Origin of the sequence: Cupriavidus sp. SS-3 (assembly GCF_035818815.1) — a bacterium.
Classification (GTDB): Bacteria; Pseudomonadota; Gammaproteobacteria; order Burkholderiales; family Burkholderiaceae; genus Cupriavidus; species Cupriavidus taiwanensis_C.
In genome coordinates this window covers 149,422-160,819 of the sequence record NZ_JAYLVT010000016.1, presented here as the reverse complement: position 1 = coordinate 160,819, position 11,398 = coordinate 149,422, and the positions used below count along the sequence as shown (strand labels likewise).

Here is an 11,398-nt window from a genome sequence, read left to right as displayed (position 1 = left end):
TCGACCCCGCATCCCTTGCTGCGCCTGCCTTGCAGGTGCCGCGTCGTGTTGCGAGGGGGCGAATAGTAAGCGAGCGCAGCGAGGTTTGCAAGCGGTCCCACGAAATAATTCGATGACGCCGGAAAGACCTGCCCAATGCGCACGACAATGAGCACAGTTTGTCAGCCGCAGCACCATGATTCATGATCTGGGGCTGGAGCGAAGCAGGCACACCGCCGCCGCGGCTCTGCATGGCGGCCAGAGCCAAACCGGGATCCTCATGACCATCAGAATCGTAAGATTGGGTACACCGCGCGCGGCTGACGAAGGACTGCGCGTCGGTACTGTACGCCGGCCGCCGCGGGGCGTGCCCAAATCGGAGTTTGCGAGCCGCGATTACTATGATGTCTGGTATCCGGCCCTTTCTCCGTCACCAGAACTCGTCGCCCAGGCGCTGCATGCGACCGACGACAAGCAATGGCGCGCCTTCGTGCGGCATTTCCGCAAGGAAATGGCCGAGCCGGACGCCAGCCGCACGCTGGACCTGCTGGCGGCGCTGTCGCACCAGACCAATTTCTCGGTGGGCTGCTATTGCGAGGACGAAGCGCGTTGCCACCGCTCCGTCCTGCGCGAGTTGCTCGCGGAGCGCGGGGCCGTGATCGACTGAGTTGCGCGACGTGCCGGGATCTTCCCGGCTTTGTTTTCACGCTTTTCCGCTCTCTTTTTTCCCGCTTCCCAATTTTCCGATGGCGCTGAACGTAGTCTGGCTCGGCTTCTTTCTGATTTCCTTCGCCGCCGCCTGCGTCCGTGTGGCGCAGGGTGACCTCGCCGTCTTTCCGGCGATGCTCGGCGGCCTATTCGACAGCGCCCGCACCGCCTTCGAGATCGCGCTCGGACTGGCCGGGGTAATGAGCCTATGGCTGGGCATCATGCGTATTGGCGAGCGCGCCGGCGTCGTCGACGCGTTTGCCCGGCTGGTGAACCCGCTGCTGCGGCACTTCTTTCCCGGGGTGCCCCAGGGCCACCCGGCACAGGGCGCGATGATGATGAACGTGTCGGCCAACCTGCTCGGGCTCGACAACGCCGCCACGCCGCTGGGTCTGAACGCCATGCGCGAGCTGCAGACGCTGAACCGGCGCCCGGACGTCGCCACCGACGCCCAGATCATGTTCATCGTGCTGAACTCTGCCGGGCTGACGCTGATCCCGACTTCGGTCATCGCCATCCGCCAGGCTATCGCAGTCAAGCAGGGCCTGGTCGGCTTCAACGCCGCCGACATCTTCTTGCCGACGCTGCTGGCCACAGGCGGCGCCTGCCTGGCCGGATTGCTCGCGGTGGCGTGGGTCCAGCGGATCAACCTGCTGCGGCCCGCGGTGCTGGTGATGTTCGGAATGGTGATCGCGTTGCTGGGGGCAATGTTCGCGTGGTTGCAGCATGCGCCGCCCGAGCAGGTTGGCACCGTGACGGCGCTGGCTGGAGCCGGCTTCATCCTGTCCTTGATCACTCTCTTCCTGATTTGCGGCGCGCTGCGCCGGGTCAATGTGTATGAGGCGTTTATCGACGGCGCCAAGGAAGGCTTCGGCGTCGCGGTGCAGATCATTCCCTATCTGGTTGCGATCCTGATCGCCATTGGGCTGTTCCGCGCTGCCGGTTGCATGGACGTGCTGATGCGCTGGCTCATGCACGGTTTCGCGATGCTGGGCGTCAACACCGACTTTGTCCCGGCGCTGCCGGTCGGGCTGATGAAGATCCTGTCCGGTGCCGGGGCGCGCGGGTTGATGGTGGACGTGATGACCACTTATGGCGTCGATTCCTTCCAGGGACGCCTGGCGGCGATTATTCAGGGTTCGACAGAAACGACCTTCTATGTACTGGCGGTCTATTTCGGAAGCATCAATGTGCGCAACACGCGCCACGCGCTTGGCTGCGCGCTGGTTGCGGACGCGGCCGGCATTGTTTGTGCCGTTGGCGCCGCATATCTATTCCGCTGACCGCCCTGGGGTGTCGGTTTGTTGCCGCCTTACAACAATATTGTGCGCATCATCGTACATTGACACATTGCACTTGGTGCGTCGCAACAAAGCATGTATAGTGAAGTCTGTCTCCTCCACCACCTCGGTGGATTCCAACCCACGCACAACCTGCGTGGGTTTTTTTTCGTCCGTATGCAGCCACTGCCGCGATGGATTTCCGCATCGCAACAACGGGGGGCCCAAAGGCCAAGCCATGGCAGGTCCGCGGAACATCGGCGACGAGGGAAACATCGTATGGACGGGCATCTTGGCGCGGGGCTTTACGGAATGCCGACTTGGCCTATATTGATTGGATACGTCCGCCGCCAGCCCGAGGCACGCCATGCCAGACATCACGTTCCCTCGCAGCCTCCCCACCTACTGTGCAGCCAGCCTGACGCTGTCCTGCCCCGCGACGGTCAACGGCAGTCCCACCTTGTATTCCGTCACCGCCGAGGCCCTCGAAGCCCATTTCGGCGCGCGCTCGCCGCGCGAGGAAGATCTGGTGGCGGCCTTCACCAGTAACCGCCAGCGCATCGAACGCCTGGCCGAAAGCCTGTTCGAGCTCACCGAGGCGCGCGAAATCGTGCTGCGCAGCGGCCACTTCCGCTTTGCGGGCTGAGCTTCAGGGGCGCTTCAATCGGCTTTCGCTTCGCCGCGCACCAGCAGCACCGGCACGGTGGACTGGCGGATCACCGCTTCGGCCACGCTGCCCAGCACCAGCCGGCGCACGCCGCGACGGCCATGCGTGCCGATTACCAACAGGTCTGCTCCCCATTGGCATGCGGCCTCATTGATGGAAGCACCAATGTCCCCAGGCACCGCAGCCGCGGTCACGAGTTGGGTTTCGTGCGTGACGCCGGCACCAGCCAGGCGCCGTGCTGCGTCCTGCAGGGCGCGCTGCCCGCTTTCCTCGAATGCCTTCTGCAACTGGCTTGGGTCGTAGTAGCCGGCGTCGAACATCGGCGTGCCGGTATCGACCACATAGAGCGCCAGCACGGTGGCGCCGCCTGGCGATGCCACGCGAATGGCTTCGTCAACCGCTAGGTCTGACGTGCTGCTGCCGTCCACCGCCACCACGATCTTGCTGTATGCCGCGCTTGTCATGAGCGTACCTCCGTCGATCGAAGAGAGATGCGGCGCGGGGGCCGCCTGTCTTGGATAGTACACATCGGGCGAAGCCGGCGTCATGCGCCGACACAGACCCACCGGCGGGCACACCCGCTTTAATTGACCGACCGGTCGGCTTATATATAATAGGGCCAGCCACGCCGGACCGATTTGGCGCGGCGCCCCCCCGCCAGAGGAGACGCTATGTACACGCAGAGTCTTGACCTGCCCGGCCAGCACGCCGATGCAGCACAGGCCAGCGCGCCCCCCGATGAAGCCGCCCGCCAGGCAGCATTCGATGCCTGCATGGCCGCCGACGGCAAGATCGAGCCGCAGGACTGGATGCCGCAGGCCTACCGCAAGACCCTGGTGCGGCAGATCTCGCAGCACGCGCACTCCGAGATCGTCGGCATGCTGCCGGAGGGCAACTGGATCAGCCGGGCGCCGTCGCTCAAGCGCAAGGCGATCCTGCTGGCCAAGGTCCAGGATGAAGGCGGCCACGGGCTCTACCTGTATTCGGCGGCCGAGACCCTGGATGCGTCGCGCGACGACCTGGTCGATGCGCTGCACAGCGGCAAGGCCAAGTATTCGTCGATCTTCAATTACCCGACGCTGACCTGGGCCGACGTGGGCGTGATCGGCTGGCTGGTCGATGGCGCCGCGATCATGAACCAGATCCCGTTGTGCCGCTGCTCCTACGGGCCGTATGCGCGCGCCATGATCCGCATCTGCAAGGAAGAGTCGTTCCACCAGCGTCAGGGCTTCGACGCGCTGCTGGCCATGATGCGCGGCACCGACGCGCAGCGCGAGATGGTGCAGGACGCGGTCAACCGCTGGTGGTTCCCGGTGCTGATGATGTTCGGCCCGCCCGATGCGGCCTCGACCAACAGCGCCCAGACCATGGCCTGGGGCATCAAGCGCATCTCCAACGACGACCTGCGCCAGAAGTTTGTCGACGCCACCGTCGAGCAGGCGCGCGTGCTGGGCGTGACCCTGCCCGACCCCGGCCTGCAATGGAATGCCGAACGCGGCCACTACGACTACAGCCCGCTGGACTGGGATGAATTCTGGCGTGTCCTCAATGGCGACGGCCCGTGCAACAAGGAACGTTTGGCCACCCGCGTGAAGGCGCACGAGGACGGCGCCTGGGTGCGCGAAGCCGCGCTGGCGCACGCCGCCAAGCTGGCCGAACGCGAATCCGGCGCCGGTCGCGCCGCCGCCTGACCCCTGACATCGCCGAGGAGACCACGATGCAACGCAAGGAATGGCCACTGTGGGAAGTGTTCGTGCGCAGCAAGCAAGGCCTGGAACACAAGCATTGCGGCAGCCTGCACGCGGCCGACGCGCAGCAGGCGCTGCACATGGCGCGCGACGTCTATACGCGGCGCCAGGAAGGCGTGTCGATCTGGGTGGTGCCCTCCGCGGCGATCACCGCCAGCGTGCCCGAGGAAAAGCCGGAGCTGTTCGACCCGATGGCCGACAAGATCTACCGGCATCCGACGTTCTACCAGCTGCCCGACGAAGTCAACCACATGTAAGGCCCGCACGATGACCGCGTCACCACAGCCCGCCGTGCCCGCTTCGATCGACCACCTGCCACCGGCCCGCACCGCCGCGCTGCGCTACGTGCTGCGCCTGGCCGACAACGCCCTGATCCTCGGCCAGCGCAATGCCGAATGGTGCGGCCATGGGCCGGTGCTGGAAGAAGACATCGCGCTGGCCAATATCAGCCTCGACCTGATCGGCCAGGCGCGACTGCTGTATGGCCGCGCCGGCGAACTCGAGGGCGAGCTAACCGGCCTGCCCCGCCATGAAGATGACTACGCCTACTGGCGCGCGGAGCGCGAGTTCCGCAACTGGACGCTGATGGAACTGCCGCATCGCGGCCCGCTGGCGGGCAACGCCGCCGCCGAACGCGACTACGCCGTCACCATCGTGCGCAACTTCCTTTACAGCGCGCTGATGGTCGAACTCTGGCAGGCCTTGCACGCCAGCCGGGACGAACAGCTGGCCGCAATCGCCGCCAAGGCGATCAAGGAGGCGCGCTATCACCTGCACCACGCCGCCGGCTGGATGGTGCGGCTGGGCGACGGCACCGAGGCCTCGCACGCGCGCATGCAGCGCGCGCTGGAACACCTGCTGCCGTATATGAACGAGTGCTTTGCGGAGGACGCGGTCGAAAGCGACGCCGCCGCGCAGGGCATCGGCGTGGTCACCGCCACGCTGCGCCCGGCCTGGGACGCCACCGTCGCCGAGACGCTGCAGGCGGCCACGCTCGCATTGCCGCCAGCCACCGGCTTTGTCTCGGCCGGCAAGCATGGCGTGCATTCGGAACACATGAGCTACCTGCTGGGCGAGATGCAGGGGCTGGCGCGGGCCCATCCGGGCGCGCAATGGTGAGCACACTAGTGAGCGCACGCTTCATCGCAAAGGCCCGATCCACATGAACGTCACCGCCCTTCCATCCCATCACGTGGACAACGCAGGGGCCACCGACGCGCGCCTCGCGCGCGCGTGGGCGGCGCTCGAGGCGGTGCCGGACCCGGAGATCCCGGTGGTGTCGATCCGCGAACTGGGCATCCTGCGCGAGGTGGCAGCGGCGCCGGACGGCGTGCTGGAAATCGTCATCACGCCCACCTATTCCGGCTGCCCGGCGATGTCGCAGATCGGCGAGGACATCGGCCACGCGCTGGACCGCGCCGGGCTGGCGCCCTGGCGCATCCGCACCGTGCTGGCGCCGGCCTGGACCACGGACTGGATCACGCCGGCCGCGCGCGAGCGGCTGCGCGCGTTTGGCATCGCGCCGCCGGGACAGTGTGGCACCCCGGCCGGGACGCAGCCGCTGCGCTTCGTGCCGCGCGCCGCGCGTGCCGGCGCGCCCGATGCCGTGCCCTGTCCACGCTGCGGCAGCGTCCATACGCAGGAGATCTCGCGCTTTGCCTCGACTGCCTGCAAGGCGCTGTACCGGTGCCTGGACTGCCGCGAGCCGTTCGACTATTTCAAACCCTACTGAGCCCCCGGGCCGAGCCAGGCTGCCATGACTCCACAGTTCCACCCGCTGCGCGTGGCGCAGGTGCGCCCCGAGACCGCCGACACCATCTCGATCGCGTTCGAGGTCCCGGACGCGTTGCGCGATGCCTACCGGTTTACGCAAGGCCAGTTCCTGACGCTGAAGGCACCGGTCGACGGCAAGGACCTGCGGCGCTCCTACTCGATCTGCTCGGCGGTGCAGGACTATGACGTGCATGGCGAATTGCGGGTCGCGGTCAAGCTGGTGGAGGACGGGCTGTTTTCCAGCCATCTGCACGATTCCATCGCCCCCGGGCAGGTGATCGATGTGATGACGCCCGACGGGCGCTTCCACGTGCCGCTGGATGCCGATGCCGCGCGCCACTATGTCGCCTTTGCCGCCGGCAGCGGCATCACCCCGGTGCTGTCGCTGGTCCGCACCACGCTGCAGGCCGAGCCACACAGCCGCTTTACGCTGGTTTATGGCAACCGCAATGTCGACAGCATCATCTTTTCCGAAGCGCTGGAGGACCTGAAGAACCAGTACCTGGCGCGCTTCACGCTCTATCACGTGCTGTCGCGCCAGCCGCAGGAAGTAGACCTGCTGCATGGCCGGCTCGACCACGCCCGGGTGACGGCCTTCCTGCAGACGCTGATCCCGGTCGACGATATCGACGCGGCCTTCGTGTGCGGGCCGGCCTCGATGATCGACGAGGTGGAAGCGGCGCTGCGCGATGCGGGCCTGGACCCGCATCGCATCCACGCCGAGCGCTTCGGGGTGCCGCTGGCACCGACCCGGCGCAAGCCGGCCGCCGCCCATGACGCGCACGCTGACCATGCCGGCACGGCGGAGCTGGTGGTGGTGCTCGATGGCAAGCAGCACAGCATGCGCCTGCCGCTGGAGGACGGCAACGTGCTCGACACCGCGCTGGCCGCCGGGCTGGACCTGCCCTACGCCTGCAAGGGCGGTGTCTGTTGCACCTGCCGGGCCAAGGTGCTGGAAGGCAAGGTCGAGATGGAAAAGAACTACACGCTCGAGCCCTGGGAGATGGACAAGGGCTTCGTGCTTACCTGCCAGGCACGCGCGCTGACGCCGCGGGTGGTGGTCAGCTACGACGAACGCTGATCCCGGCGCGCCGTCGCGTGCGTCGTCAGACAATCGCCGACATTGGCCAGCACGGGCCGTGACTACAATGGCGGCAGGCGGCGCCCTGCTGGCGCGATGCTTGCAGGCGGGTGATCAGGCGCGCGGTGCGGGCAGCTGTCGCGCCGCCGCCGCGGCGGCGCCAGCGAACCGCCCCACCCATATACAATCACGGCCATGCAATATATCCACGTCGTCAACGGTGATGTAGCAGGCACGACCCTGCGCCAGGCGCTGGCCCAGGCGGCGCGGCCGGATCCTGTCGTGGTGCTGCGCGACGATCTCGCCGTCGGGCCGCTGGCGGACATCGACAGCGCCGGGATGATCCGCTCCGGATTCTGGCAGCGCGTCGCCCCGCACACCGACATCGACTTCGCCGCCGAGATGCGCCAGGCGCTGGACCAGTTGCTGGCGCTGCGGCAGGACGACATGGAAGTGGCGATCTGGCACGGCCAGAGCGCGGCGGACCAGTTGATGCTGCGCCGGGTGGTGTTCCACCTGTACCAGGCGCCGCAGCGGATCAACGAGGTCGCGATGGACCTGCGCGAACTGGAAATGCCCGCGCAGGGCAACCTGGCTGCCATCGGCATGTACTCGCCGGCGCGGCTGGCGCGGCGCTTCTCCACCATCGCGCCGGTCTCGGTGCTGCGGCTGGGGCGCCTGGGTTACGAATGGCAGCAGAACGTCAAGGAAAACGCCGACGTGCGGCTGTGGAAGGGCAACACCCTGGTGCCGGCGGCCTACCGCACCATTGACGACATCATCATGGAGCGCGCCCCGGCCGAATGGACCCCCGCGGCGCAGGTGGTGAGCAGCGTGATGGGCGCGATCGAGGGCCTGCTGGCCAGCGACTGGTTCGTGTTCTGGCGCTGCCGCGAACTGATCGCCATGGGGCAGCTGGTGCTGCGCGGCAACGCCGACTCGCTCGACACCTGTGAGCTGCGCCGCCATGCCGGCGGCGGGGGCGAATAAACAAGAATATATGGCCCGTACCAAGGCACCCGATTTCGAGGCGCAGCGCGAACAGATCCTGGACCTGGCCGCCGCCGCCTTTGCCAACAGCAGCTACCCCAGCACCTCGATGGCCGACCTGGCCGCCGCCTGCGGCACCTCAAAAGCGCGGCTGTACCACTACTACGAGAGCAAGGAAGCGATCCTGTTCGACCTGCTGGACCGCTACACGCGCCGGCTGATGCTGCTCGTCACCGAGGTCGAAGCCGACGCCGAGCGCCATGCGCGCACCGACAAGGACGCCTTCGGCAACCTGATCCGCGCGTTCCTGGCCGAATACGAGACTTCGCAGACGCGCCATATCGCGCTGATCAACGACGTCAAGTTCCTGGCCGAGACCCAGCGCGACCTGATCCTGGGCCGCGAGCGCGACGTGGTCGCGGCGTTCTCGCGCCTGCTGCGCCGCGCCTACCCGGAGCGCGTCACGCGCGAAAACCAGACCGCGCTGACCATGACCATCTTCGGCATGATCAACTGGACCTTCACCTGGCTCAAGCCGGGCGGCCGGCTCTCGTACGCTGACTTTGCCGAGATGGTGGTCGACCTGCTCGAAGGCGGCCTGCCCGGCCGCGCTGCCGCCGGCCGCTAGGCCGGCCACGCCGGGCCACGCCCGCGCCTACATCCACTCGGCCTCTTCACGCTGGCGCCGCTGCTCGCGGTCCTGGCGGAACATCTCTTCCAGCTCGTCGCGCGCCTGGCGCGCCAGCGAGACCAGCTTCTTCTGGTCGGTGTAGTGCGGGTAGAAGCGGTCGATCGCCTCGATGTTGTGGCGCCGGAACCGCAGCGCCACGTTGCGCGCCTCGCCGGGGTCGAAGCCCAGCCCTTCCAGCACGCGCCGGCCCAGCATCAGCGAGCCCTCGAACATCTCGCGCTCGAACAGCTGCACGCCGCGGTCCTTGAGCTGGTAGACATGCGAGACGTGGCGCGCGCGGGCATAGATCTGCAGATCGGGGAAGCGCTCGCGCACGCGGTCGATCAGCGCCAGGCTGTCGTCCATGCTGTCGATGGCCACCACCAGGATGCGCGCGTCGGCAATGCCGGCGGCCTCCAGCAGGTCCAGCCGGGTGGCGTCGCCATAGAAGACCTTGAAGCCGTACTGGCGCAAAAATTCGATCTGGTCCGGATCGTGGTCCAGCACCGTCACGCCCACGCCCTGGGTGTACAGCAGCCGCCCGATGATCTGGCCGAAGCGCCCGAAGCCGGCGATCAGCACCGGGTTGTGCTGCGGCGTGATGACTTCGTCCGGCCGCGCCTTGCCGGCGCCGATGCGGGGCGCCACCAGCCGGTCATAGGCCAGCAGCAGCAACGGCGTGGCCACCATCGACAGCGCCACCACCAGCACCAGCAAGGCCTCGGTCTCGCGCGGCAGCAGCCCGGCGCCGCCGGCGACGCCGAACACCACGAAGGCGAACTCCCCGCCCTGCGAGATCAGCAGCGCGAACAGCAGGCGCTGGCCGCGGGCAATCGCAAAATACCGCGCCAGCAGCGCCAGCACCGCGGTCTTGGCCACCACGAAGGCCGCCACCAGGCCCAGCACCAGCCAGGGGGAGCGCGCCAGCACGGCAAAGTCGATCGACATGCCGACCGCCATGAAGAACAGCCCCAGCAGCAGGCCCTTGAACGGCTCCAGGTCCGCCTCGAGGGCGTGGCGGTATTCCGAATCGGCCAGCAGCACGCCGGCCAGGAAAGTGCCCAGCGCCATCGACAGGCCGACCGCGTCCATCATCAGCGCGATGCCCACCACCAGCAGCAGCGCAAAGGCGGTGAACATCTCGCGCATGTCGGTGCGGGCGATGAAGCGCAGCGCCGGGCGCACCAGGTAGCGGCCGCCGGCCACCACCGCGCCGATGACCGCCACCGCCTTGCCCGCCGCGAGCCAGCCGGCCGCGCCGGTGCCGGTCCCTTCGGCGCCCTGCGTGGCCAGCAGCGGCAGCAGCGCGATCATCGGGATCGCGGCGATGTCCTGGAACAGCAGGATGCCAAAGCTGGCGGCGCCGGCCGGCGTGCCGAACAGGTTGCGCTCGGTCAGCGTCGCCAGCGCGATCGCGGTGGACGACAGCGCCAGCCCCAGCCCCGCCACCAGCGCCACCTGCCAGGGCGCGCCGGCCAGCGCCGCGGCCACCCCGATCACCAGCGCGCAGGCGGCAAGCTGCGCGCCACCGTAGCCGAAAATGCTACGCCGCAGCGCCCACAGCTTGCGCGGCTCCAGTTCCAGCCCGATCACGAACATCATCAGCACCACGCCAAACTCGGAGAAGTGCAGGATCGATTCGACATCGGTCACCAGGCGCAGCGCGAACGGCCCGATCGCCGCCCCGGCCAGCAGGTAGCCCAGCACCGCGCCCAGTCCGCCGCGCCGCGCCAGCGGCACCGCCACCACCGCCGCAACCAGGAACACCAGCAGCGCAATCAGGAAATCATGCTGGTTCATGCCTGCACCTCCGCCGGCGCCGGATGCGTCCCCAGCCGCCCGCAAACGTGGGCGATATGGTCGGCCAGCGCCTGGGCGTCGGCATTGTTGGCGTCGTGCAGCACCACCGGCGGCAGCCAGGTCATGCCGCACAGCAGGGCGGTCTGCTCCAGCGGCAGCAGGAATTCGGCGATCGGGTGGCCATGCGTGCCCTCCGGCCCGTACGCGTCTGCCGTGCCGCCGGTGCTGACCACCGCCAGCAGCGACTTGCCGCGCAGCGCGGTGCCGCCCGGGCCATAGGCCCAGCCCGGTTCGAGCACTTCATCCAGCCAAAGCTTGAGCAGGGCCGGCACGCTGTACCAGCGCACCGGGAACTGCAGCACGATCGTGTCCGACACCGACAGCACGCGCTGCTCGGCGACGACATCGACGTCGTAGTCGACATAGCTGCGGTAGAGGTCGCGTACCTGGACCTGCGGCAGCCCGTCCAGCGCGTCGGCCAGCGGCCGGTTCACGCGCGAGCGGCTGGGCGTCGGGTGCGCGTAGATCACAACGATTGGGGGCTCTTTCATTGAAAGACGTCAGGGCTGTCTGGGTGATCGGAGTTCGGCAGGGTGCCGGTGAATTGCCGCGTTGCACCATATCCACACCTGACGGCGCGCAACAATTCATCACATTTTTTTAAGTCGTTGTTTTTACTAAAATTTATTTCGCAACGGGGCC

The 11,398-nt window shown here is 67.4% G+C and carries 13 protein-coding genes; 10 read left to right on the top strand and 3 right to left on the bottom strand.

The window, feature by feature from the left end:
- The first annotated feature begins 259 nt into the window (after nucleotides 1-259).
- The 3 genes from U9J39_RS22195 (at nucleotide 260) to U9J39_RS22185 (ending at nucleotide 2,613) form a co-directional block, all read left to right on the top strand.
- Nucleotides 260-646: a DUF488 domain-containing protein gene (locus tag U9J39_RS22195; RefSeq protein WP_115681339.1), complete on the top strand. Its 387-nt coding sequence runs from the start codon at nucleotides 260-262 to the stop codon at nucleotides 644-646.
- A 79-nt stretch (nucleotides 647-725) separates the two neighbouring features.
- Nucleotides 726-1,970, top strand: coding sequence for a nucleoside recognition domain-containing protein (locus U9J39_RS22190; protein ID WP_326348071.1), 1,245 nt, complete (start codon nucleotides 726-728; stop codon nucleotides 1,968-1,970).
- A 364-nt stretch (nucleotides 1,971-2,334) separates the two neighbouring features.
- Nucleotides 2,335-2,613, top strand: coding sequence for a DUF1488 domain-containing protein (locus U9J39_RS22185; protein WP_078198172.1), 279 nt, complete (start codon nucleotides 2,335-2,337; stop codon nucleotides 2,611-2,613).
- A 14-nt stretch (nucleotides 2,614-2,627) separates the two neighbouring features.
- Here U9J39_RS22185 and U9J39_RS22180 read toward each other — a convergent pair whose 3' ends face one another.
- The gene (locus tag U9J39_RS22180; protein ID WP_326348070.1) at nucleotides 2,628-3,098 is read right to left on the bottom strand and encodes a universal stress protein; all 471 of its coding nucleotides are present in this window, start codon (nucleotides 3,096-3,098) and stop codon (nucleotides 2,628-2,630) included.
- A gap of 207 nt (nucleotides 3,099-3,305) precedes the next feature.
- On the opposite strand from U9J39_RS22180, the gene paaA reads away from it, so the two are divergent.
- The 7 genes from paaA (at nucleotide 3,306) to U9J39_RS22145 (ending at nucleotide 8,854) form a co-directional block, all read left to right on the top strand.
- Nucleotides 3,306-4,325: a 1,2-phenylacetyl-CoA epoxidase subunit PaaA gene (paaA, locus tag U9J39_RS22175; RefSeq protein WP_326348069.1), complete on the top strand. Its 1,020-nt coding sequence runs from the start codon at nucleotides 3,306-3,308 to the stop codon at nucleotides 4,323-4,325.
- 26 nt (nucleotides 4,326-4,351) lie between these two features.
- On the top strand, nucleotides 4,352-4,639 hold the full coding sequence (paaB, locus tag U9J39_RS22170) for a 1,2-phenylacetyl-CoA epoxidase subunit PaaB (RefSeq protein WP_012354162.1): 288 nt from the start codon (nucleotides 4,352-4,354) through the stop codon (nucleotides 4,637-4,639).
- A 10-nt stretch (nucleotides 4,640-4,649) separates the two neighbouring features.
- Nucleotides 4,650-5,501: a 1,2-phenylacetyl-CoA epoxidase subunit PaaC gene (gene paaC / locus U9J39_RS22165; protein ID WP_326348067.1), complete on the top strand. Its 852-nt coding sequence runs from the start codon at nucleotides 4,650-4,652 to the stop codon at nucleotides 5,499-5,501.
- Between the two features lie 43 nt (nucleotides 5,502-5,544).
- Nucleotides 5,545-6,114, top strand: coding sequence for a 1,2-phenylacetyl-CoA epoxidase subunit PaaD (gene paaD / locus U9J39_RS22160; RefSeq protein WP_115711169.1), 570 nt, complete (start codon nucleotides 5,545-5,547; stop codon nucleotides 6,112-6,114).
- A gap of 24 nt (nucleotides 6,115-6,138) precedes the next feature.
- Nucleotides 6,139-7,236, top strand: coding sequence for a 1,2-phenylacetyl-CoA epoxidase subunit PaaE (gene paaE / locus U9J39_RS22155; RefSeq protein WP_326348065.1), 1,098 nt, complete (start codon nucleotides 6,139-6,141; stop codon nucleotides 7,234-7,236).
- Nucleotides 7,237-7,431: 195 nt separating this feature from the next.
- Nucleotides 7,432-8,226, top strand: coding sequence for a DUF1835 domain-containing protein (locus U9J39_RS22150; protein ID WP_326348063.1), 795 nt, complete (start codon nucleotides 7,432-7,434; stop codon nucleotides 8,224-8,226).
- 10 nt (nucleotides 8,227-8,236) lie between these two features.
- Nucleotides 8,237-8,854: a TetR/AcrR family transcriptional regulator gene (locus U9J39_RS22145; protein WP_018006092.1), complete on the top strand. Its 618-nt coding sequence runs from the start codon at nucleotides 8,237-8,239 to the stop codon at nucleotides 8,852-8,854.
- Nucleotides 8,855-8,881: 27 nt separating this feature from the next.
- Here the strand turns inward: U9J39_RS22145 and kefC are convergent, their stop codons facing one another.
- Nucleotides 8,882-10,696, bottom strand: a complete 1,815-nt coding sequence (gene kefC, locus U9J39_RS22140; protein WP_115711173.1) for a glutathione-regulated potassium-efflux system protein KefC — start codon at nucleotides 10,694-10,696, stop codon at nucleotides 8,882-8,884.
- Nucleotides 10,693-11,247 carry a glutathione-regulated potassium-efflux system oxidoreductase KefF gene (kefF, locus tag U9J39_RS22135; protein ID WP_326348061.1) on the bottom strand — a complete coding sequence of 185 codons (555 nt, stop codon included), beginning with the start codon at nucleotides 11,245-11,247 and terminating at the stop codon, nucleotides 10,693-10,695. Before kefF ends, kefC begins: the two co-directional genes overlap by 4 nt.
- Between the last annotated feature and the right edge of the window lie 151 nt (nucleotides 11,248-11,398).

Coding starts and splice junctions, on each gene's coding strand:
- U9J39_RS22150 (WP_326348063.1), top strand. CDS start 7,432: ATGCAATATATCCACGTCGTCAACGGTGATGTAGCAGGCACGACCCTG.
- U9J39_RS22190 (WP_326348071.1), top strand. CDS start 726: ATGGCGCTGAACGTAGTCTGGCTCGGCTTCTTTCTGATTTCCTTCGCC.
- kefC (WP_115711173.1), bottom strand. CDS start 10,696: ATGAACCAGCATGATTTCCTGATTGCGCTGCTGGTGTTCCTGGTTGCG.
- paaC (WP_326348067.1), top strand. CDS start 4,650: ATGACCGCGTCACCACAGCCCGCCGTGCCCGCTTCGATCGACCACCTG.
- U9J39_RS22185 (WP_078198172.1), top strand. CDS start 2,335: ATGCCAGACATCACGTTCCCTCGCAGCCTCCCCACCTACTGTGCAGCC.
- paaA (WP_326348069.1), top strand. CDS start 3,306: ATGTACACGCAGAGTCTTGACCTGCCCGGCCAGCACGCCGATGCAGCA.
- U9J39_RS22145 (WP_018006092.1), top strand. CDS start 8,237: ATGGCCCGTACCAAGGCACCCGATTTCGAGGCGCAGCGCGAACAGATC.
- paaB (WP_012354162.1), top strand. CDS start 4,352: ATGCAACGCAAGGAATGGCCACTGTGGGAAGTGTTCGTGCGCAGCAAG.
- kefF (WP_326348061.1), bottom strand. CDS start 11,247: ATGAAAGAGCCCCCAATCGTTGTGATCTACGCGCACCCGACGCCCAGC.
- paaE (WP_326348065.1), top strand. CDS start 6,139: ATGACTCCACAGTTCCACCCGCTGCGCGTGGCGCAGGTGCGCCCCGAG.
- U9J39_RS22195 (WP_115681339.1), top strand. CDS start 260: ATGACCATCAGAATCGTAAGATTGGGTACACCGCGCGCGGCTGACGAA.
- U9J39_RS22180 (WP_326348070.1), bottom strand. CDS start 3,098: ATGACAAGCGCGGCATACAGCAAGATCGTGGTGGCGGTGGACGGCAGC.
- paaD (WP_115711169.1), top strand. CDS start 5,545: ATGAACGTCACCGCCCTTCCATCCCATCACGTGGACAACGCAGGGGCC.